This is a genomic window from Bacillus cereus group sp. BfR-BA-01347, assembly GCF_022663835.1.
Classification (GTDB): Bacteria; Bacillota; Bacilli; order Bacillales; family Bacillaceae_G; genus Bacillus_A; species Bacillus_A thuringiensis_K.
The window spans coordinates 53,327-74,391 of sequence record NZ_JAKUGG010000016.1 but is presented as its reverse complement, the minus strand read 5'-3'; the positions used below and the strand labels follow the sequence as shown (position 1 = coordinate 74,391).

Genomic DNA, 21,065 nt, shown 5'->3' with positions numbered 1-21,065 from the left:
AAAGACATAATAAAAAACTGCTAGGAAATTCTAGCAGTTTTTTTCAGCTTCTTGGCACTGACGTTCGATTTCAGCACGAAGTTGTGGTTCTGGTGCTTGCCAGCCTTCTGGTTTTAGAATTTTGCCGTCGCCTTCACGGAATCGAGGTTTTCCATCAGGGAATAGTTTTGCCATGTTTGCGTTATTTACAATTTCGAATCCTTTATCAGGACGTACACCCATTTCGGCAAACGTTCCGAATGCAAAGTAAATAAGGTCAATTAGTGCATCATATTGATCTTCAACAGTCGTTGCTTCCAGAAATTCTTCTAGCTCTTCTTGCATAAAACTTGCACGGATTTTTGCACGTTCTTCTGTTAGTTTTGTTGGAGTATTTGTCACAGGGTGTCCGAACTCTTTATGCATTTTTGCAACAAGTTCGTATCCTTTATCTAGACCTTTTTCGTTTGTCATGTTGTTTCATCCTTTCTCGCTTTGTCCGAATTTCATTGTAACATAGGGTGATTATGAAATGAAAAGGGACTGTTCAAAAGTTTCATCTTTTAGTTAAGATAGGGAAAGATTATATTGACTAAACGACAAAACATAAACCAATTAATAAAAGAAAGCCATCCCGGAATACTTTTGGGACGGCCCTGCTCGTTATTTTTCTTCTTTTATTAAAATGGATAAAATAAGGTCGATGCCAAACATACCGACGAGCAACATTGGTATAACGACAAGTAAATAACGTGTGAAGGAAACATTTTTTAAATATGTATGAGCAAATAAAAAGACGGTGAGAAATAAAATACCATTTAAAATAGGCTTTACTAATTTTTTAGACATAAGCTCCCCCATAAATATCTTCTCTCTATTTGATAATAAAAAACTCCTCTCTCCGTTGTATCATGCTGGAGAGAGGAGTTCAATCATTTCTCATTCAATTACACCAGAATTTGTAATATCTACGGTGTATTTTATAGTAACTGGAACATCTTTGTACATTTGTTTCCACTTTTCTAATTTAAATGGGCGATAATGTTGCTTATATTTAGCTCCTAGCCCGAGAGGATCGACATCTAAAGATTTAAACTGCTTAATTAATTTCTTACCTTGTGTCTCCAATTGTTTTTGAACGACCTTCTCAATCTTTTTTGTGTTCTTAGCATTCTCTAAGTTAATTTGTTTCGATACTTCTTGAATACGGGCATCAAGCTTCACATGAATGGAAAAGGAGGGCTTTCCGTTTTTTATTTTTATATCGTATGTTGGAACAGAACGAATATTGTTAATCATTACGTACCCAGGATCTGCTTTAAATTCATGTGAATCTAACTTATGCTCTTCTAACAGTCCTTTAAATATAAACATATCTGTTTCCGCGATTTTACCAACGTATTTATCCTTTTTAAAAAGACCAATTCCCGTGATTTTTATTTTATCACCATGTTTCTTTAAAATTGGAATATAGTAGTCTTGCCCTACTTGATAATAACGGAATGCTCCTACATGCAGATTATCTGTTGGTAAAGGACCGGTCTCCATATTATGTTCTAGCATTTTTTTTATATAAATCGCAACGTTGGATGAAGTCGTGTACTTTCCTTTTAAAAGTTCAGTACCATTACCTTCAAGTAAAGCAACATATAAGGCATTACCAATGTTTACATCGCGAATTAATGTATCGAAGGAAGCAACCATTCCTTTCTTAGCGATTCGGGTGGTAAATAGAGCAACCCGCATTTGCCCACTAGCAAATGGTTGAGAAGACTCTAAAGATGTGTCAGCTTTTACTTGTTTTACCGCATTTGCTGTTCCTTCAAAAACTTGAACTTTGTTCCCTTTTTGCTGAATAGGACAAACAAATGTTACCTTTATTTTATTATCTTTTGCTACATCGAAGACAGTTCCTTGGATAAGGTGTACGTCATCAATAATATTTTTTTGTAAACATCCAGTTAGACTAAAGAGTGTTATACAAGAGATAAGTATTAATTTATTTTTGATTTTTTCCATTTTCTTTTCACCCACACAATAATAAATAGAATTGGGATGTATACATAAATGAGCCAAAAGCTTCCTTTTGATGCATTACTAATAAAATTATTAATATCGTGTCTGTTTGTTAAAAGTTGTGAAACAATGAGGGTGATAATGATAAAAGCGATTAAAACACCTCTTTGTTTTACACGGAATATTTCGTGAGTTGCTCTCATTGACGCCCATAAAGGGAGGATAAAACTTGAAATAATAACGAGTGCATAGCCTGAGATTGCAATATATTCTAATCTTTCTATAAATGGTAATTGAATAACTTGGGTCATAGAAAGTTGGGCCCATATCGTTTTTAATAATTGTTTTTCACTAAAAAACGAAAAGGCTAAAAGGGTGCTAAATAAATATAGAAGGTTTGAGAATAGTGCCCCATATTGAGCAAATCTATGAGATTGTTTAGGGTTTTTCACAAATGGATAAACCATGAGGTAAATCTCAAAACCAGTCATACTGTAGATTGACAGTTGAGCGGATTTTAAAATATCTGAAAAAGAATGTGTGAAAATGGGTAATAAATTCTCCCAATGTGAGTATTTCAAAACGAATAAGCTTAGAAATAAATACCCTAGTGTACCACCAACAGAGATGACGCAAATGCCAGTAATGACACGAAATCCAGAAGAAATGATGTAATAGCTAACTAGGCACAAAAAAAGTGTTAACATAAAGGTGGAGGCAGTTGGGAACATCCATACTTGAATAATTTCAACATACGTTCGAATAACCGAAATACTGACGATTAAAAAATAAGCTGCAAAGATGATATTAAAGACGTTCCCTATCCACTTTCCAAAGGTTTGTCGTTGTAAATCAATTAAATTTCCGTTTGTTTCTTTTAATAAAAAATACATCATCCATATAAGAATCTGGATACAGATTCCAGTGATTAGAACGCCTATCCATCCGTCGTATCCAGCGGCTTTTGCGGTGATTCGAGCGAATCCGAGAACGCCAGCACCAAACTGTGCACCGTGAATTAAGAAGAAAACAAAGATAGGAGATATTTGATATTTTTCTTGAACTTTACTCATCAATGCACCTCATTCCTTAATCATCAAAGTCTGATCTATGTTTTGTTGAAATTCCTTTTGCTGATTTTTTTACATGTTGTGGCCTCGCTTGTACATCCCTTGTATCAATCATTGTTAAGGGAAAACGAATCCAAGAATCTTTAACAGATTGTTGTCTTGTTGGATAAAACAAAGCGTATGGCTTACGTAAGGAAGTAAGTCTAAATAGATGAGTAAATAAAAAGATAAATCCAAGAGAAATCCCGAAAAGTCCTCCTATTTCTGCAAATATGAGAAACGGAAAGCGTAGTAACCGAACAGCGTTACCCATTTTATAAATAGGTGTAATAAAGGAAGCAAGTGCTGATAAGGCAACGATAATTAATAAAATATTACTCGTTAAACCAGCTTGTACAGATGCTTGCCCAATTACGATACCGCCTACAATACCAAGTGTTTGACCGACCTTCATTGGTAACCTTGCACCAGCTTCTCTTAACAAATCGATAACTAATTCCAAAAAAAGTGCTTCAATTAGAGGTGGGAATGGGACTTGCGCTCTAGATAAAATTAATGTTTCCAGCAAATCACTTGGAATGAGTTCATAATGATAATTTAAAACAGCAACATATAATGGAGCTGCACAAATTGAGAAAAGAACAGCGATAAGGCGTAAAACTCTTGAAAATGTTGCATATAGCCAAGAGACATTATAATCTTCTGGTGAAATAAAGAAATCGAAATATGATACAGGAGTTAATAGAACGTTCGGTGAACCGTCGACAAAGATAGCGATTTTTCCATCAATTAGTGCTTTTGTAACTCTATCATTGCGTTCTGTATTGATATAGAGTGGGAAAATTGATTTTTCACCCGTTAATTCTTGTAAGTAAGCACTATCATTAATTTGATCATATTCAAGAGCGCGTAATGATTCCTCTAGAAACTCTACATTCTCTTTTTCAGCAAGATTATCTAAATACATCATGACAACCTTTGTTTTTGAAAATTCGCCGACAATTATTTCTTTTGTTTGTAAATCTAAAACAGGAAGACGTTTTCGAACTAAATTAATATTTGTATCAATATCCTCTACAAAACCTTCTTGAGGACCGATAACAGTCGATTCGTTTAAAGGAGGGCTTGGTGCCCGATACGTATCAATTGCAATGTTTGCAAGCAGACACTTTTGATTTTGCTGATTCAATTGAATAATTGCATGCCCCTTTAAAACCATATCCTCAATTTTTTGTAGGTCATTCGTAATTGTAATCCCGCTCATCGGAATATGTTCTTTTAGTTCTTCTAGTGAAGCGTTAGGTCGTTCTAAAAGAGTAGGCATTAAGTACTTTTGTAATTTCTCTCCATCAAGCGAAGGTCGATAGTAAGAAATCCAATAAGGCATCGTTTCATCGTCAGATGTATGGTAATTAACAAAATCACTAGACTTTTTGAGCTTTTCTATTAAATCTTGTAGAGAATGAATACGGTCTTTTTCTGGTTTTGTAAAATCATAAATACTATTACTTCCAGAGCTTTGCTGTTTATCTTGATTCGAATCATCTTGTTTAGAGCGTTGCTGTTTATCCTGAGCTGAGTCGTTTTGCTTAGAATCTTGCTGTTTATCCTGGTTGGATTCATCTTGTTTCAAACTTTGTTGTTTATCCTGAATTGATTCGTCTTGTTTAGAGCTTTGTTGTTTATCTTGATTCGAGTCATCTTGTTTAGAGCTTTGTTGTTTATCCTGATTCGATTCGTCTTGTTTAGAGTTTTGTTGTTTATCTTGATTCGAGTCATCTTGTTTAGAGCTTTGTTGTTTATCCTGATTCGATTCGTCTTGTTTAGAGCTTTGTTGCTTACCCTGAATTGATTCGTCTTGTTTAGAGCTTTGTTGCTTACCCTGAATTGATTCGTCTTGTTTAGAGCTTTGTTGTTTATCTTGATTCGAGTCATCTTGTTTAGAGCTTTGTTGCTTACCCTGAATTGATTCGTCTTGTTTAGAGCTTTGTTGTTTATCCTGAATTGATTCGTCTTGTTTAGAGCTTTGTTGTTTACCTTGATTCGAGTCATCTTGTTTAGAGCTTTGTTGTTTATCTTGATTCGAGTCATCTTGTTTAGAGCTTTGTTGCTTATCCTGAGCAGAGTCGCCCAGTTTAGAATTTTGCTGTTTGTCTTGAGAAGATTCCTTATGTTCCTCTTTTTTTTGTTCTCCATTGTTATCTTTATTATGTTTCATACTTCTAGTCTGTTCTTTGTTATCATCATCTTGATTGTTAGGTTGTTGCTCCGAATTATCTGTTTCGTTTTTTTCTGTCGTATTTGATTTTTTTTTCTTACGTAACCAATTCCAAATCATATGTACGCCCTCTTTAATCTTGTAATATAGTGCTATTTTGTGGCTAATTTTGTATATTATTCATTTATTTATGAAAAGAAGAAGGAGATTAGTTTGCATGGAAAAAAATCTTTAGTAAGCAGTTCATACTATAACGGAGAGAGGAAGAGTCTGTGCAAATTGTAAAAAAGGAGAAGTTTGTGTTAAAAGAGTTTACGTTTGAAAATGGCAGAGAAATTCCTATTCAAATGGGATACGAGACATATGGCACTTTAAATAGAGAAAGGTCAAATGTGATTTTGGTTTGTCATTATTTTAGTGCAACAAGTCATGCGGCAGGAAAATATACAGTGCATGATGAGGAGTCTGGTTGGTGGGATGGGCTCATTGGACCTGGAAAAGCAATTGATACAAATAAATATTTTGTTATATGTGCAGATAATCTTTGTAATGTGCAGGTGAGAAATCCATATGTGATTACAACAGGACCGAAATCAATTAATCCAGAAACTGGAGAAGAATATGCTATGGATTTTCCGGTTTTTACATTTCTTGATGTAGCTCGTATGCAATATGAGTTAATAAAAGGTATGGGAATTTCAAGGATACACGCTGTAATTGGACCGTCGGCGGGGGGAATGATTGCACAACAATGGGCGGTTCACTATCCACATATGGTAGAGCGGATGATTGGCGTTATTACGAACCCACAAAATCCAATTATTACGTCAGTAAACGTAGCGCAAAATGCGATTGAAGCAATTCGGCTGGATCCAAGTTGGAAAGATGGAAAATATGGAGAAGAGCAGCCGATAAAGGGGCTTCATTTAGCAAATAGAATGATGTTTATGAACGCGTTTGATGAGCATTTTTATGAAATGGCATTTCCTCGTAACAGTATAGAGGTAGAACCTTATGAAAAGTTTTCTACATTAACATCATTTGAAAAAGGGATAAATAAAGCGACATATACAAGTATAGAGTTAGTAGATGCAAATTCATGGATGTATACTGCGAAGGCAGTTTTATTGCATGATATTGCACATGGGTTTTCTTCACTAGAAGAATCTCTTTCTAACATAGAAGCGAATGTACTTATGATTCCGTGTAAACAAGATTTGCTTCAGCCCTCTCGTTACAACTATAAAATGGTAGATATTTTGCAAAAACAAGGGAAGTATGCGGAAGTGTATGAGATAGAAAGTATAAATGGGCATATGGCGGGAGCATTTGATATTCATTTATTTGAAAAGAAAGTTTATGAATTTTTAAATCGGAGAGTATCTAGTTTTGCTTAGAAGACAAATGATGGGGAAAAGGTGCAATGTTTGTAGTAGGCACCTTTTTTTACATGATTTGTAGACGGAAAATATATGTAGCGATTGCTATACCGAAAAACGCTATGCTAAGCAATAGAAATAAGAATGACATTTCTTGTGGTGATTTTATTTTTTTATTATTTTTCATACTAAGAGTAATAATTGCAGCGATTAAGAAAATGATGCCCATTATGAAAAGGGAAAGTGTCATTTTCATTGGCTCCTTTCATAAAACAAGTATATTGAGGATACAATGCAAGAGTTATGTTTGTAAAGAATAAGTTTTGCGAGAAAATTGAGAAATAGTTTTTCGATTCTTTGCGTTCTTTCTTTTGCGTGCTAAAATTGGTAGAGAATGTTTGTGAAAAAGAAACTAAAGGTTTTATTGTATATAAGGAGGAACTACATATGACAGAAGTTAAAACAATTACTACAGAAGAGGTACAAGAGCGTTTAGAAAATGGAGAAACGTTATTTTTAGTAGACGTAAGAGAAGATGAAGAAGTAGCGGCAGGAAAGATTCCAGAAGCTGTACATATTAAAATGGGCGATATCCCACATAAAGTAGATTTCTTTAATAAAGAGAATGAATATATCTTTATTTGTCGTTCAGGAATGCGCAGTGAAAATGTATGTCATTATTTAAATGAGCAAGGATTTAAAACAGTGAACATGGTTGGCGGTATGCTTCAATATGAAGGTGAAACGAAATAGTTAATAGCTAAAAACTTGAAACGAGTCTGTTTCAAGTTTTTTTCTTTTGCATACAGTATAAAAAAGGAGGAGGGGGAAATGGGGATTAATTTGCGTAAAGTAAAAATTATTAATAATACAGGAGCTGTTAATGTCGGCGACTGTTATGATATCTCGCCTTTAGCTGTAGCAAAAGTATATGCAGGTGCTGGAGGGTCGAGTGCGGCTATTTTTTTAAATGGGAAAAGACAGCCAGAAGCGGTCATTAGAACATCAGTGTTTCTTCCGCCATTAGCAACGAGTACACGTACATTAGGTTCATAGATGAAAGGTAGAGTGTAATTATGCCTGCTCATATAAAAGAGTTTGTTATTGTGAATAATACTGGAAATATATTTACCGGTGATAATTTGAGTGATACTTCATTTACTGCTTCGAAATCATACAGTGGTTCAATGGGGTGCACTTGGATTGATGTTGTTACAGTAATAGGGACGGAGACGAAGCTTTGTTTACAGCCGGGTGATTCGGTGACGACAACATATACAAGAGGCACTCCTGCTGGTACTGTAACAGGAACAAACATGGGGCAAAGTGCAAATGTTTCGAGTATAGCACAAGCTGTCCCTAATACAGATAATTTTGATTCGACTGCTGGACTCCCCTAAAATCATAGGGGGAGTTTTTGTTTATAAGAAGAGTTTATATAGCATAAAAATAGGAGTAATTGTTTGAAAAGTAGTATTGGAGGCCTTTTTGAAAAATACAATTCAAATAGAAGGTGGTTTTTTATCCCGCATTAACGGGCAGTAAGACCCTCCTACAAAATATGTTTCACCTTATATGAAACATATTTTGTAGTTGTATTTTTTGGGAGGTGGTGGGAGTAGTGGAAGGAAATGATGAAAATCAAAAAATACAGAGGTTGATAAATTCTAATTTTAAGTTATCCTCAGATCTTGTCGGCCCTACTTTCCCTCCAGTACCGACTGGAATGACAGGGACAACGGGAAGTACCGGGGCCACCGGAGAAACCGGAGAAACAGGTCCAACGGGAGTAACGGGTTCAACCGGAAGCACAGGACCAACAGGAAATACGGGGTCAACGGGAAGTACAGGAGCCACGGGAGATACAGGTCCAACGGGAAATACAGGAGTCACGGGAAGTACCGGAGCGACGGGAAATACAGGAACAACTGGGAATACCGGTCCAACCGGAAGCACGGGGGCTACAGGAAATACCGGTCCAACGGGAAGTACCGGAGCCACGGGAAGCACAGGAGTAACCGGAAATACAGGAGCCATAGGAAGTACGGGAGCAACCGGAGAAACGGGTCCAACGGGAAGTACGGGAACAACAGGAGTTAGTACAACTGCAACGTATGCGTTTGCGAATAATACATCAGGAAGTCTTATTTCTGTTTTGTTAAGTGGTACGAATATTCCTTTACCAAACAATCAAAATATTGGATCAGGAATAACCGTTAGTGGTGGGAATACTGTATTTACAGTTGCGAATGCAGGAAACTATTATATAGCTTATACAATTAATTTAACGGCGGGATTACTTGTAAGTTCTCGTATAACTGTAAATGGCAGTCCGCTTGCGGGAACGATAAACGCCCCGACAGTGGCTACTGGCTCATTTAGTGCAACAATAATTGCTAACTTGCCTGCTGGAGCTGCTATTAGTCTGCAATTGTTTGGATTAGTTGCAATAGCTACATTATCTACGGCAACACCAGGAGCTACTTTAATGATTATTAGATTAAGTTAATAAGCAGAAAACCTTGAAACTTTTATGTTTCAAGGTTTTTTTATCTTTGTATTTGTAAGTAAACCTCGTTAACCAGGTGGAGTGGATCCCCTCTAATTATTTAAAGTTTCACTTTATTCACTTGAGCAAAAACATCGCAGTTCGAAAATATATTATAATAGAATGAAAAGAAAGAAATTTGGCAGAAAGGGAGGGTGGCGATGCAGGAGATGGTTAAAGATTTTTTTAGACGCCCACTTCAAGATTTACGTATATCTGTCATTGATCGTTGCAATTTTAGATGTACATATTGTATGCCAGCGGAAATATTTGGGCCAGATTATGCTTTTTTGAAAGATGAGTTTTTACTAACTTTTGATGAAATTGAGCGTTTGGCAAAATTATTTATTAGCATCGGTGTACGGAAAATTAGACTTACTGGCGGTGAGCCACTGCTTCGTAAAGATTTAACAAAACTTATTGCACGTCTTGTGAAAATTGATGGGCTAATAGATATAGGGTTAACGACAAATGCTATCCATTTAACGAAACAAGCGAAGGCATTAAAAGAAGCTGGATTACATAGAGTGAATGTTAGTTTAGATGCGATAGATGACGACATATTTAGGAATATTAATGGTCGAAATATTAATACAAAACCTGTGATTAAGGGAATTATAGCAGCTAAAGAGGCGGGGCTGGCAGTAAAGGTAAATATGGTTGTGAAAAAAGGGATGAACGATCATCAAATACTTCCGATGGCTGCGTATTTTAAAGAGCAAGGAATCACGCTTAGGTTTATTGAGTTTATGGATGTTGGTAGTACAAATGGGTGGAATTTTGATCAAGTTGTTACAAAACGAGAATTGATTGAGATGATTCATAAGGTGTATCCGCTTGAGCCAGCTGAAGCACATTACTTTGGTGAAGTTGCGAAGCGATATCGATACGTTGGAACAAATGTTGAAGTTGGTTTTATTACATCTGTTTCTGAGTCATTTTGTTCCTCTTGTACGAGGGCGAGAATTTCGGCAGATGGAAAGTTTTATACGTGCTTATTTGCGACAGAGGGTTTGGATGTAAGAGAACTTCTTAGAGGAGATTTTTCGGATGAGGAGTTATTAAGTGTTATACAAGATGTATGGATGAATAGAAAAGATAGGTATTCGGATGAACGGACAGAAGAAAGTGCAAAAAATCGTCCGAAAATCGAAATGTCTTATATAGGAGGATAAGAAAGGGGGCTATCGTATGCAGGAGCGATATTCAAGACAAATATTATTTTCTGGTGTTGGAGAAGAAGGACAGAAAAAAATAAGAGAGAAGCATGTGCTTATTATTGGTGCTGGTGCTCTCGGTGCGGCAAATGCAGAAGCGATTGTTAGAGCAGGTGTTGGAAAAGTAACGATTGCTGATCGTGATTATGTAGAATGGAGTAATTTACAAAGACAACAACTATATACAGAAGAAGATGCAAAACAGTATAAACCAAAGGCGGTAGCGGCAGCAGAGCATTTAAAAGCGATTAATTCTGAGGTGGAAATAAATCCTGCTGTGACGGATGTAACGGTGCAAGAAATGGAAGAGTTAGTACGTGATGTAGATTTAATATTAGATGCGACAGATAATTTTGAAACGCGTCTTCTTATTAATGATATTTCACAAAAGTATAATATTCCGTGGATATATGGTGGGTGCGTTGGAAGCTACGGAGTAACGTATACAATTTTACCAGGGAAAACACCGTGTTTTCGCTGTTTAATGGAGCATCCGGCGAGCGGAGCAACCTGTGACACAGCTGGTATTATACAACCGGCAGTACAATTAGTAGTTGCGCATCAAACTACGGAAGCGCTGAAAATATTAGTAGAAGATTACGGGGCGCTTCGTGAAACGATGTTATCGTTTGATCTTTGGAATAATCAACAGATGGCATTTAAAGTGAATAGGCAGAAAAAAGATTCTTGTTTATCTTGCGGAAGGTTACGTACATATCCAAGTTTAACATTTGAAGCACAAACGAAAACAGAAGTGTTATGTGGGCGAAATACAGTGCAAATTCGTCCAGGTGTGCGGAAGAATTTTAATTTAGAAGAAATTAAAAAGCGCTTACAAAGAAGCGTAGAGATAAAGGCGACACCTTATTTATTATCGTTTCCGGTAGAAGAATATCGTTTTGTTTTATTTACAGATGGCAGAGCGTTCATTCATGGGACGAATGATATAAATGTAGCGAAAAGTTTATATGCAAGATATATAGGTTGAACCTAAAGGAAATCCTTTAGGTTCAACGGAGAAAGGATTATGAATTTCTCGTATAATCTCCACTTTTTCCACCTGTTTTTTCAAGTAAGTACGTTTCGCCGATAATCATACCTTTATCGACAGCTTTACACATATCATACACAGTAAGAGCGGTAGCCGAAGCAGCTGTTAAAGCTTCCATTTCAACACCGGTGCTACCTTCTGTTTTAACTTTTACTTCAATGAGTAAACGATATTGTTCTTCTGATTGTTTCCAATCGAAAGAAACGTCAACACCTTTTAATAGTAAAGGATGGCACATTGGGATAATATCAGAAGTTCGTTTCGCAGCCATAATTCCTGCGATTTGCGCAACTGCTAATACGTCACCTTTCCCAATTTCATTGTGGGAGATTTTATCGTAAATTTCTTTCGTAACGACAATGCTAGAGCACGCAATTGCTGTTCGAACGGTTGCTTTTTTGTCGCTTATGTCAACCATTTTTGCGCGTCCTTGGTCATTAAAGTGTGTGAATGAAGACATGGAATTCCTCCTTGAAGTAATTTCTATTTAATATATAAAGTTTAATCGAGATAAAAAAAATTGCAAATATGAGGTGAGAAACGATGGTAGAAAAACGAATTCCAATTCAAGTTGCTGAGGCAGTAGAACGGGTAATGAAATATGCAAAGCATGGTGAAGTAGAAGAAATTTCTATTACGGAAAGTTACGGGAGAATTCTTGGGGAGGATGTTGTGTCTGATCATGACGTTCCTCATTTTGATCGTTCTCCTTACGATGGTTTCGCCATTCGAGCAGAAGATACGAAAGAAGCAACTCAAGAGAATCCAGTTGAATTTGAAGTAATAGGAGAAATCGGGGCGGGTTCTGTTTTTTTAGAAGAAGTAGGCGCTTTTGAAGCGGTTCGTATTATGACAGGAGCAGCTATTCCAGAAGATTGCAATGCAGTCGTAATGCTAGAGCTGACAGAAGGGTTTGAGAAGAACGGGAAAACATATATGAAGTTAAAACGCTCTTTTAATAACGGTGACAATGTGTCGATTAAAGGAGAAGATATTAAACAAAATCAAGTTCTCGTTAAGAAAGGTGTTGCAATTAACCCTGGAGTTGCGGCCCTACTAGCAACGTTTGGATATAGTACTGTGAAAGTTATAAAACAGCCTATTGTCGGTATTGTAACGACAGGAAGTGAATTATTAGAAGTACATGAGCCTTTAGAACCGGGGAAAATTAGAAATAGTAACTCGTATATGATCGCAGCTCAAATTATGAAAGCTGGCGGGAAAGTTCGTTATTATGGTAAACTCGCGGATGAGTTAGATGCATGTTTTACAGCTGTTCAATCAGCGATGGATGAGGTCGACATTTTAATTACAACAGGTGGTGTATCAGTAGGAGATTATGACTACTTACCAGCTATTTATGAAAGGTTACAGGCGAATGTACTCTTTAATAAGATAGCCATGAGGCCCGGAAGTGTAACGACAGTAGCTGAAGTTGATGGAAAGTTACTCTTCGGTTTATCAGGAAATCCGTCTGCTTGTTATGTAGGCTTTGAATTATTTGTGCATCCAATTATAAAAACGTATTTGTATGCGAAGGAACCTCACGTATATAGAGCGGTTGCTATTTTACAAAAAGATTTTCCAAAGCCAAATCCATTTACTCGTTTCGTAAGAGCGAACGTAACAATTGTGAACGGGGCGTTACAAGCGATGCCGGTTGGTTTAGATAAATCGAGTGCGGTATCTTCACTTGCAGATGCGAATGCTTTTATCGTGTTACCTGGAGGAACGAGAGGATTTGAGACCGGAATGAAAGTGTCCGTATTATTGTTAGAGCACTCTGAGGGATGTGATTGGCCATGGGCAAAGCCCCTTCAATCTTACAAATAGTAGGATATCAAAATAGCGGAAAAACGACACTTGTAGAGAAAATTGTGCATGCAGTAGCTGAAAGTGAAATGAAAGTTGCTACAATTAAACATCACGGGCACGGAGGCTTTCCAGAAGTAGCGCAAAAAGATAGCGAAAGACACCGTAAAGCTGGTGCTGTCGTAAGTAGTGTAGAAGGTGCTGGATTGCTTTTACTTTCTTCACTAAGAAAGAAATGGTCTTTGCAAGAAATTATTCGCTTATATGAGTTTTTTGAAGTGGATACAATTTTAATAGAGGGCTATAAAAAAGAGAATTACTCGAAAGTAGTGTTACTTCGTTCTGCGGAAGACGTTGAGATTTTACATAAAGTAGAAAATATAGTGGCGGTTATTACGTGGTATGATGTTCCGGCAAATATACGAGAAGAATATAAAGTATTTCATATAACAGAAGAAGAGCTGTACATAGACTGGTTTTTACAAACGGTTAGGAGTGCGAAATGATAAAGACATATTATGAAGTAATTGACACAGAAATCTCGATTGAAGAGGTAACGAAGAAAGTAATTCGACGTGAATGCGGTGCTGTTACAACATTTATTGGAACGGTTAGAGAGTTTACGAAAGGGCGTCGTACATTATACTTAGAGTATGTTGCTTATAAGACGATGGCAGAAAAGATGCTAGAGAAAATTGGCCTGGAAGTGAAAGAGAAATGGCCAGGTACATATGTTGCCATTACACATCGCATCGGTACGTTGCAAATTTCTGATATAGCGGTTGTTGTTGCTGTTTCAACACCACACCGTAAAGCGGCTTATGAAGCGAACGAATATATTATGGAACGCATAAAACAAATTGTTCCGATTTGGAAAAAGGAGTTTTGGGAAGATGGTGACTCATGGATTGGTGATCAATTAGAAAAAACACCATATCCGGCGGGAGAGCCTGGGAAGGAGCTATAAGTATGATTCGAGTATTGTTATTTGCGCACTTGCAAGAAGAAGCAGGGGCAAGTGAATTACAAATAGAGAAAGAAAATATTACAGTTGCACAGTTAAAAGATGTTGTTGCGAACGAATATAATGTACCAGTTTCAGAGCCAATTATGGTTGCGATTAATGAAGAATACGCAAATGAAGATGACAGAGTCCAATCTGGTGATGTTGTTGCACTAATTCCACCAGTGAGTGGTGGTTAATATTGGATTCATTAAAACGACTTTCCTACATAGGGAAAGTCGTTTTTTTATGGCAGTTTTGAGAACACTAATCTATAGAACAAGGAGGGAACTATGAAAAAAATATGTGTAGTTATCACAATGCTATGTGTGGCCTTTTTCTCTTCTCCAATTGATTCTTTCGCGAAAGAATCAAGAGAACAGCTTTTAGAGAGTGCATTATCAAATAGGTACTATTCAGTTATTAGACAAGTGACAGAAGACCAATATGAATGTGCTTCAGTTATAAATATAAAACGTCTCGGCAAGAAAGGTGAGTTCGTTCCTAGATATGAAGTGACGCTACAATTTCTTACATTTCAAGGAGCGCATAATCCGCCGAATGACAAAGTTACGCTTACTTTGGAAGATCGTTTAGATCACGTAAAGATAAAGAAAGTGGAGCGAGAAAAGAATGTTTCTGGCGCTATTGTAGAAAAAGTTTGTGAACGGGAAAAAGAAAAAATAAAAGCTCACTCTAACGACTTAGAGTGATAACCTATGGCGTTTAGTAAAGAAAGGTAATGAGTGATGGATATATTTTTAGCGATTTTACCAGCTATATTTTGGGGAAGTATTGTGTTATTTAACGTAAAACTGGGCGGGGGACCGTATAGTCAAACGCTCGGAACAACGTTTGGAGCACTTATTTTCTCAATTGTTGTTTATATTTTTATGAAGCCAGTATTAACACCTACCGTTATTGGAGTTGGAGTTGTGTCAGGTTTATTTTGGGCGCTTGGTCAGGCGAATCAATTGAAAAGTATTGATTTAATGGGTGTTTCGAGGACGATGCCAATTTCAACAGGACTTCAATTAGTCGCGACGACTTTATTTGGCGTTATCGTATTTCATGAATGGTCCACGACAATATCGGTCGTCCTTGGGATTCTAGCACTCGTTTGTATTATTATCGGTGTTATTTTAACATCGCTTCAAAGTGAAGAAGAAAAAAATGCAGAGCAAGCAGCAAACTTTAAAAGAGGTATCGTAATTTTATTAATTTCAACAGTCGGTTATTTAGTTTACGTAGTAGTGATTAGGTTATTTAACGTAGATGGTTGGTCGGCTTTGTTGCCACAAGCAGTTGGTATGGTGTTAGGTGGGATTTTGCTTACCTTTAAACATCATCCATTTAATAAATATGCAATTCGAAATATTATTCCAGGATTAATTTGGGCAGCTGGAAATATGTTTTTATTCATTTCGCAGCCGCGAGTTGGAGTCGCAACAAGTTTCTCGCTATCGCAAATGGGGATTATTATTTCCACGCTTGGTGGGATTCTTATATTAGGTGAAAAGAAAACGAAACGTCAATTAACGGGTATCGTTGTCGGTATCGTTTTTATTATCGCAGCCGGAATTATGTTAGGTATAGCCAAAAGTTAAAGGAGGTATGGAAATGTATAGTGATTTAGCAGGGAAAGTTGTCGTTATTACAGGATCAGCAACTGGTCTCGGAAGAGCGATGGGAGTGAGGTTTGCTAAGGAAAAAGCGAAAGTGGTTATTAATTATCGCTCACGAGAATCAGAAGCGAATGATGTGTTAGAAGAAATTAAAAAGGTGGGCGGCGAAGCGATTGCTGTAAAAGGTGATGTAACCGTCGAATCAGATGTTGTGAATCTCATTCAATCTGCTGTGAAAGAGTTTGGTACGCTTGACGTTATGATTAATAATGCAGGGATAGAAAACGCGGTACCGTCGCATGAAATGCCGCTTGAAGATTGGAATAGGGTAATTAATACAAATTTAACAGGTGCTTTTTTAGGAAGTCGTGAAGCGATTAAATATTTTGTAGAACATGATATTAAAGGGTCTGTCATTAATATGTCTAGTGTTCATGAGAAAATTCCGTGGCCACTATTTGTACACTATGCAGCAAGTAAGGGTGGCATTAAACTGATGACAGAAACGTTAGCGATGGAATATGCGCCAAAAGGTATTCGAGTAAATAATATTGGACCAGGTGCAATTAATACGCCAATTAATGCCGAAAAGTTTGCTAATCCTAAAAAGCGGGCTGACGTAGAAAGTATGATACCGATGGGCTATATTGGAAAACCTGAAGAAATTGCAGCAGTAGCAACTTGGCTTGCTTCTTCAGAGGCGAGTTATGTAACGGGAATTACGCTATTTGCAGATGGTGGAATGACGTTATATCCATCGTTTCAAGCTGGGCGTGGGTAATATAAAAGGACGAAGAGATAAAACTCTTCGTCCTTTTTTACAAAAAAAATAGCGGCCAGCTATTTTAAATTTAGTGATTAATTGTATCTTGAAGATATTCTGTTGCTTGATGTTCAGAAACATTTTGTACGAGTGCAACTTCACTAATCATCATTTTTCGGGCGTTATCTAGCATTTGTTTTTCGCTCGCATTTAAAGTTCTCTCTTTATTGCGGCGAAGTAAATCACGAACAACTTCTGCACTATCTAGCAGATTGCCGTTTTTCATTTTTTCCATATTCATTGTATATCTTTGTTTCCATGAGAGTGATGGGTCTGACTCCCCGTTTTGAAATTCAAGAAGTATATCATCTAACGTACCTCGATCAACGATATAACGAATACCTGATTTTTTTAATTGATCCATCGGAAGCATTACTTGCATATCTTTACTAATGATGCGTATCACACAATATTGACGTGAAGTACCTAATATTTCTTTCTCTTCAATTGCTTCGATGATTCCTGCACCGTGCATTGGATAAACGATTTTATCACCAATTTGAAACAAATCATCCACCTCCATATGTGGTAACCACTTTTAATGATAGCATACGTATGTAAAAATGTCAAATTTTATATAATAACATAATATTTATATTCGAGTCAATAATGTAAAGCGCTTTTTTTTAGATCTTATTTATCCCGCATTAACGGGCAGCCCGATTGGTGAGGGCTGATAATCAGTGGGGGATGAACAAAACCCCCCCACTGATTAAAGTTTCACTTTATAGTGATTTTTTTAGAAAAATAGTACAGGTGAGAAAGAAGGCATATCCACTTATTTTTAAGCATAAAATGTAAAAGCGCTAATACAATATACCTAAATCCGTTCTTTGCAAAGGAGGGAGAGAAGGTGGGGCGCACAATAAAAATTGATATTACAAATAAAGTTGTAGCTAAATTTAGACCAAATTATTTGGAATTATATACGAGTAAATTTATGATAGGTAAGTTTTATGTCTATACTGAAGATAAAAAATATGTGTTAGAAGACGGATATATATATGAGAATGGAAAGTTTTATCGCATCATAGATACGCACCGTGGCAATAATCAAGCGGCGGAGGGCTGCGATCTAGGATGGTGTTAACATGATTCGTGTGAAAGTGTTTGATGAAAGTCACGAAAAAGACTTAGAAGACGCTGTGAATGTGTTTTTGAAAAAGATTGATGATAGCAACTTTGTAGATATTAAGTACCAAGTCGGTGTTTCTATTAACGATGACGAAAACCAAATTTATTGTTTTTCAGCAATGATCGTTTATAAAGCATAAAAAAGAGCTGGATGAGCCAGCTCTTTTTTATGCTTTATGTTGGGACAACATGTGTCGGTAATACGTTCATAATAGATTGGGTTGTGCCTAATTTCTTTGTCGTTAAAAGAGGCTCCCCTGTCTCATGATTTTGGGCATCTTTACACATACCAAGGTGATAACGATCACCTAAAAATGGATCAATATAAAAACCATTTTTGAATACTTTATCATTCGGATGTTTTTCATGGTGAATATCAGAGCAGTTAATGCAATAGAACATAGCGTTCAACCCCTTTTTATTTTGTTTGAAAAAAGTGAGTCGGTAGTCATTTCGCTCCTAAGGAAATGTTGAGGAGAAGAGAAATAACTACCTACTCAAATGGTGGGCATATTCCTTCTGATTTTTCATATCCCGCGTAGTGTCCCTGAGGGAAGGAGGAGAGACGAAATACGCATGATATACGTAAGGCGCTTCTTTCAAGATGAATGATGGAGTTTCATGTTGAGAGAAGTTTTTATTTTTTGTTGCCTTTGTGAGTATATTATGAGGAAATGTGCAGAGGGTGTTTGTCCTGTTGAAAAAATGTTGAGAATTTCTCAACAGTAAAAAAGAATTAGCGTTGACATGAAACTAAAAGGTGTTATATTATCTAAATGAAACCAAAAGGTGTTATATTTGAGTGCTGAATAAAGGAGAATGAAAATGGAACAACAAAATACATTAACTGATATTAAACAAACGATCGTTTTTAACGCGTCTATTCAAAAAGTATGGAATGTAGTATCGACTGCAGAGGGGATTGCATCATGGTTTATGCCAAATGATTTCGAATTAAAGGTAGGACATGAATTTCATGTGCAATCACCATTTGGGCCATCACCATGTAAAGTGCTAGAAATTGATGAGCCAAACCACCTATCTTTCTCATGGGATACAGATGGCTGGGTTGTTTCATTTAATTTGAAAGACCTAGGAGATAATAAAACAGAATTTACATTAATTCACGGCGGCTGGAAACATCCTGATGAAATTCTTCCGAAAGCGAATGCGAAGAGCTCTATTATTCGCGATAGAATGAGCGGCGGCTGGGTAGCGATTGTAAATGAAAAACTGAAAAAGGTTGTCGAAGGCTAAGTGTCCTCATCAGCAGCAAAATATGATGTATTTCAAGCAATTGCTGACCCAACCCGCCGAGAAGTAATACGGTTATTAAGTGATAAAGAGTTACCGATTTCCAAAATAACGGATCACTTTCCTATGAGTCGTACTGCGGTTGTAAAACACCTTCATATTCTTTCAGAAGCGAATTTAGTAAGCGGAAGAAAGAGCGGAAGAGAGAAGATATATCGTTTGCATCCAGAACCATTAGAAGAATTACAACAGTGGCTCTCGTATTATGAACGTTTTTGGGATAATAAATTATCCATGCTGAAACATATTGTGGAGAATGAAGAGTAAAAAGAGGATGACCGAAATGGTCATCCTCTTTATTATTGCTCATTTGTTTGTGTAGCGGGCTTTAATAAAAGCCAAGCGATAATTAATGTACATACTGCTAATACGAAAGTGCTCATATAAATGACGTGTACACTTGCTGCTAATGCGGATTGTGATTCAGTTGCTACACTTGCTGTAGCCCCGCCGTGTCCGCCAGATACAAGATCAAGGTTTTTAATGCCACGTGCGTGAATCATCGTATTGAAGATTGTTCCAAAGATTGCAGCACCTAACGTTTGACTAAATGTGTTAATAAATGTGTTTAAACCAACGGCTGTTCCGCGTGTATGAGCTGGTACAGCTGCTTGAATTGTTACCATGTAAATTGGTGTCACAAGCCCCATTCCTAAGCCAAATAATCCGACTGCTACATAAATAAGGAACGATGGTGAATGTGTTGATAATGTAAATAATAAGAACGTAGCGACTGATAAAATGCTAGCTCCAAGTAAAATGATTTGTTTCGTTTTTAATTTGCCTACTAAGTTACCAGAGAAGATAGCACCAAATGTCCACATAACAGGAATTGGCATTAAAATAAGTCCGGCTTCCGTTGCATTTTTTCCTAATACACCTTGGCTCCAAATTGGAAGGTACATTGTAATACTAATAATCATTGCGCCAGCAATAAGCGTTAATATGTTTATTGTAGATAATGTACGGTTAGAGAAAAGTGCTAGCGGAATTAATGGTTCCGGAGATTTTTTCTCTATGAATAAGAAAATAATGAATGAAACGACGGCGAAGATTAATAGGCCGATAATTGTTATGTCTCCCCAGTTTTGCTTACTGCTACCTGTTAATAATGCGTATAGTAGAGCGATCGTACTTAATGAGAAGACTGTTGCACCAAGATAGTCGATATGGTGTTTAGCGGGCTTAATAGATTCTTTGTAGTAAATGGCAATCATTAAGCAAGCGATAATGCCGAATGGAACGTTTAAGAAGAAAATATAACGCCAAGATAGGGAGTCAACTAAAAATCCACCTACTAACGGTCCGATAACACCAGATACACCCCAAACGGCACTCATCCAGCCCTGTGCTTTCGCGCGGTCTTTCGCTTCGCTATATAAGTCTCCAATAATTGTCATTGTAATCGGCATAACAGCACCAGCACCGATACCTTGAAGAGCGCGGAAGAAAATTAATTGTTCCATCGATGTAACGACTCCGCAAAGTGCAGAACCGACTAAAAAGATTGTAGCTCCGATAAGTAAAACTTTTTTACGGCCAAACAAATCAGCAAGCTTTCCGTATATTGGAGTCGAAACAGCTGTTGCAAGCATATAAATTGCATATACCCAACTAACAAGTTCGACGCCTGACAAATCACTCGTTATACGAGGGATTGCTGTACTAACAATCGTTCCTTCTACTGCAGAAAGAAACGTCATTAGCATTAAAGACATCATGACTTTTTTTCTCATACGTTTTCCCCTTACCCTTTTTCAAATATTCAACAATATAAAATATAAAGGTACTAAGGTATATAAAGCAACAAAAAAGCAATGGGAAGTTAAGGGGAGGGGATGTTTGTCGTTTTTTGTCGGTAAGTCGATATATTTGA

27 protein-coding genes and 1 pseudogene are annotated in these 21,065 nt (G+C 36.9%); 18 read left to right on the top strand and 10 right to left on the bottom strand.

Going from position 1 to position 21,065, the window contains the following annotated elements; translation table 11 throughout:
- Window positions 1-30 precede the first annotated feature (30 nt).
- The 5 genes from MR143_RS21750 to MR143_RS21730 all read right to left on the bottom strand — a co-directional run bounded on the left by MR143_RS21750 (window position 31) and on the right by MR143_RS21730 (window position 5,403).
- Window positions 31-453, bottom strand: a complete 423-nt coding sequence (locus tag MR143_RS21750) for a pyrophosphohydrolase domain-containing protein (protein ID WP_000180558.1) — start codon at window positions 451-453, stop codon at window positions 31-33.
- Window positions 454-642: 189 nt separating this feature from the next.
- Entirely contained in the window at window positions 643-828 is a 186-nt protein-coding gene (locus MR143_RS21745; protein WP_000038786.1) for a hypothetical protein, read from the bottom strand.
- 90 nt (window positions 829-918) lie between these two features.
- Window positions 919-1,998 (bottom strand): Ger(x)C family spore germination protein, encoded by a 1,080-nt coding sequence (locus tag MR143_RS21740; protein ID WP_000411351.1) that lies wholly within the window; start codon window positions 1,996-1,998, stop codon window positions 919-921.
- Window positions 1,974-3,068, bottom strand: coding sequence for a spore germination protein (locus MR143_RS21735; RefSeq protein WP_000049067.1), 1,095 nt, complete (start codon window positions 3,066-3,068; stop codon window positions 1,974-1,976). Before MR143_RS21735 ends, MR143_RS21740 begins: the two co-directional genes overlap by 25 nt.
- A 16-nt stretch (window positions 3,069-3,084) precedes the next feature.
- Window positions 3,085-5,403 (bottom strand): spore germination protein, encoded by a 2,319-nt coding sequence (locus tag MR143_RS21730; protein ID WP_095021835.1) that lies wholly within the window; start codon window positions 5,401-5,403, stop codon window positions 3,085-3,087.
- 152 nt (window positions 5,404-5,555) lie between these two features.
- Between MR143_RS21730 and MR143_RS21725 the strand changes: the two genes are divergently transcribed.
- Complete coding sequence (locus MR143_RS21725; protein WP_001167618.1) at window positions 5,556-6,680, top strand: homoserine O-acetyltransferase family protein; 1,125 nt, start codon at window positions 5,556-5,558, stop codon at window positions 6,678-6,680.
- Window positions 6,681-6,729: 49 nt separating this feature from the next.
- Here MR143_RS21725 and MR143_RS21720 read toward each other — a convergent pair whose 3' ends face one another.
- Window positions 6,730-6,912 (bottom strand): hypothetical protein, encoded by a 183-nt coding sequence (locus tag MR143_RS21720; RefSeq protein WP_000175903.1) that lies wholly within the window; start codon window positions 6,910-6,912, stop codon window positions 6,730-6,732.
- Window positions 6,913-7,109: 197 nt separating this feature from the next.
- On the opposite strand from MR143_RS21720, the gene MR143_RS21715 reads away from it, so the two are divergent.
- The 6 genes and pseudogenes from MR143_RS21715 to MR143_RS21690 all read left to right on the top strand — a co-directional run bounded on the left by MR143_RS21715 (window position 7,110) and on the right by MR143_RS21690 (window position 11,415).
- Complete coding sequence (locus MR143_RS21715) at window positions 7,110-7,415, top strand: rhodanese-like domain-containing protein (protein WP_000141207.1); 306 nt, start codon at window positions 7,110-7,112, stop codon at window positions 7,413-7,415.
- 78 nt (window positions 7,416-7,493) lie between these two features.
- The gene (locus MR143_RS21710) at window positions 7,494-7,718 is read left to right on the top strand and encodes a spore germination protein (RefSeq protein ID WP_000512463.1); all 225 of its coding nucleotides are present in this window, start codon (window positions 7,494-7,496) and stop codon (window positions 7,716-7,718) included.
- Between the two features lie 20 nt (window positions 7,719-7,738).
- Complete coding sequence (locus MR143_RS21705) at window positions 7,739-8,062, top strand: hypothetical protein (protein ID WP_001110851.1); 324 nt, start codon at window positions 7,739-7,741, stop codon at window positions 8,060-8,062.
- Between the two features lie 293 nt (window positions 8,063-8,355).
- A pseudogene (locus tag MR143_RS21700) lies at window positions 8,356-9,171 on the top strand (BclA C-terminal domain-containing protein); the annotation flags it as partial.
- 200 nt (window positions 9,172-9,371) lie between these two features.
- The gene (gene moaA / locus MR143_RS21695) at window positions 9,372-10,385 is read left to right on the top strand and encodes a GTP 3',8-cyclase MoaA (RefSeq protein ID WP_001157130.1); all 1,014 of its coding nucleotides are present in this window, start codon (window positions 9,372-9,374) and stop codon (window positions 10,383-10,385) included.
- 16 nt (window positions 10,386-10,401) lie between these two features.
- On the top strand, window positions 10,402-11,415 hold the full coding sequence (locus tag MR143_RS21690; RefSeq protein ID WP_001158082.1) for a molybdopterin-synthase adenylyltransferase MoeB: 1,014 nt from the start codon (window positions 10,402-10,404) through the stop codon (window positions 11,413-11,415).
- A 37-nt stretch (window positions 11,416-11,452) separates the two neighbouring features.
- Here MR143_RS21690 and moaC read toward each other — a convergent pair whose 3' ends face one another.
- Entirely contained in the window at window positions 11,453-11,938 is a 486-nt protein-coding gene (gene moaC, locus MR143_RS21685) for a cyclic pyranopterin monophosphate synthase MoaC (protein ID WP_000094146.1), read from the bottom strand.
- A gap of 83 nt (window positions 11,939-12,021) precedes the next feature.
- Here moaC and MR143_RS21680 point away from each other — a divergent pair, with 83 nt between their 5' ends.
- From MR143_RS21680 to MR143_RS21650, 7 genes are all read left to right on the top strand, one after another.
- Entirely contained in the window at window positions 12,022-13,311 is a 1,290-nt protein-coding gene (locus MR143_RS21680) for a molybdopterin molybdotransferase MoeA (protein ID WP_000229693.1), read from the top strand.
- A complete protein-coding gene (mobB, locus tag MR143_RS21675; RefSeq protein ID WP_000513625.1) occupies window positions 13,281-13,796 on the top strand; it encodes a molybdopterin-guanine dinucleotide biosynthesis protein B in 516 nt (171 codons plus the stop codon). The genes MR143_RS21680 and mobB overlap by 31 nt, the downstream gene beginning before the upstream one ends.
- Complete coding sequence (gene moaE / locus MR143_RS21670) at window positions 13,793-14,257, top strand: molybdopterin synthase catalytic subunit MoaE (protein WP_000598369.1); 465 nt, start codon at window positions 13,793-13,795, stop codon at window positions 14,255-14,257. Before mobB ends, moaE begins: the two co-directional genes overlap by 4 nt.
- Before the next feature lie 2 nt (window positions 14,258-14,259).
- The gene (moaD, locus tag MR143_RS21665; protein WP_000621768.1) at window positions 14,260-14,493 is read left to right on the top strand and encodes a molybdopterin converting factor subunit 1; all 234 of its coding nucleotides are present in this window, start codon (window positions 14,260-14,262) and stop codon (window positions 14,491-14,493) included.
- Between the two features lie 93 nt (window positions 14,494-14,586).
- A complete protein-coding gene (locus tag MR143_RS21660) occupies window positions 14,587-15,006 on the top strand; it encodes a DUF3888 domain-containing protein (RefSeq protein WP_000717676.1) in 420 nt (139 codons plus the stop codon).
- Between the two features lie 36 nt (window positions 15,007-15,042).
- Window positions 15,043-15,900, top strand: a complete 858-nt coding sequence (gene glcU / locus MR143_RS21655) for a glucose uptake protein GlcU (protein WP_000350861.1) — start codon at window positions 15,043-15,045, stop codon at window positions 15,898-15,900.
- Between the two features lie 13 nt (window positions 15,901-15,913).
- Window positions 15,914-16,699 carry a glucose 1-dehydrogenase gene (locus MR143_RS21650; protein ID WP_000286678.1) on the top strand — a complete coding sequence of 262 codons (786 nt, stop codon included), beginning with the start codon at window positions 15,914-15,916 and terminating at the stop codon, window positions 16,697-16,699.
- A 70-nt stretch (window positions 16,700-16,769) separates the two neighbouring features.
- On the opposite strand, the gene MR143_RS21645 is transcribed toward MR143_RS21650, so the two are convergent.
- Complete coding sequence (locus MR143_RS21645) at window positions 16,770-17,264, bottom strand: CarD family transcriptional regulator (protein ID WP_000451441.1); 495 nt, start codon at window positions 17,262-17,264, stop codon at window positions 16,770-16,772.
- Between the two features lie 330 nt (window positions 17,265-17,594).
- Here MR143_RS21645 and MR143_RS21640 point away from each other — a divergent pair, with 330 nt between their 5' ends.
- Both MR143_RS21640 and MR143_RS21635 read left to right on the top strand, forming a co-directional pair.
- Window positions 17,595-17,831, top strand: a complete 237-nt coding sequence (locus tag MR143_RS21640; protein ID WP_000533804.1) for a DUF2553 family protein — start codon at window positions 17,595-17,597, stop codon at window positions 17,829-17,831.
- 1 nt (window position 17,832) lies between these two features.
- A complete protein-coding gene (locus MR143_RS21635; RefSeq protein ID WP_000621751.1) occupies window positions 17,833-18,015 on the top strand; it encodes a sporulation protein Cse60 in 183 nt (60 codons plus the stop codon).
- 34 nt (window positions 18,016-18,049) lie between these two features.
- Here the strand turns inward: MR143_RS21635 and MR143_RS21630 are convergent, their stop codons facing one another.
- Window positions 18,050-18,277, bottom strand: coding sequence for a DUF3973 domain-containing protein (locus MR143_RS21630; RefSeq protein WP_000498989.1), 228 nt, complete (start codon window positions 18,275-18,277; stop codon window positions 18,050-18,052).
- 423 nt (window positions 18,278-18,700) lie between these two features.
- Between MR143_RS21630 and MR143_RS21625 the strand changes: the two genes are divergently transcribed.
- Together MR143_RS21625 and MR143_RS21620 are read left to right on the top strand one after the other, a co-directional pair.
- Window positions 18,701-19,132: an SRPBCC family protein gene (locus tag MR143_RS21625; protein WP_000437773.1), complete on the top strand. Its 432-nt coding sequence runs from the start codon at window positions 18,701-18,703 to the stop codon at window positions 19,130-19,132.
- On the top strand, window positions 19,133-19,456 hold the full coding sequence (locus tag MR143_RS21620) for an ArsR/SmtB family transcription factor (RefSeq protein ID WP_000098837.1): 324 nt from the start codon (window positions 19,133-19,135) through the stop codon (window positions 19,454-19,456). It abuts the gene before it with no gap.
- A gap of 32 nt (window positions 19,457-19,488) precedes the next feature.
- Here the strand turns inward: MR143_RS21620 and MR143_RS21615 are convergent, their stop codons facing one another.
- On the bottom strand, window positions 19,489-20,925 hold the full coding sequence (locus MR143_RS21615; RefSeq protein ID WP_001228010.1) for an MDR family MFS transporter: 1,437 nt from the start codon (window positions 20,923-20,925) through the stop codon (window positions 19,489-19,491).
- Window positions 20,926-21,065: the final 140 nt, after the last annotated feature.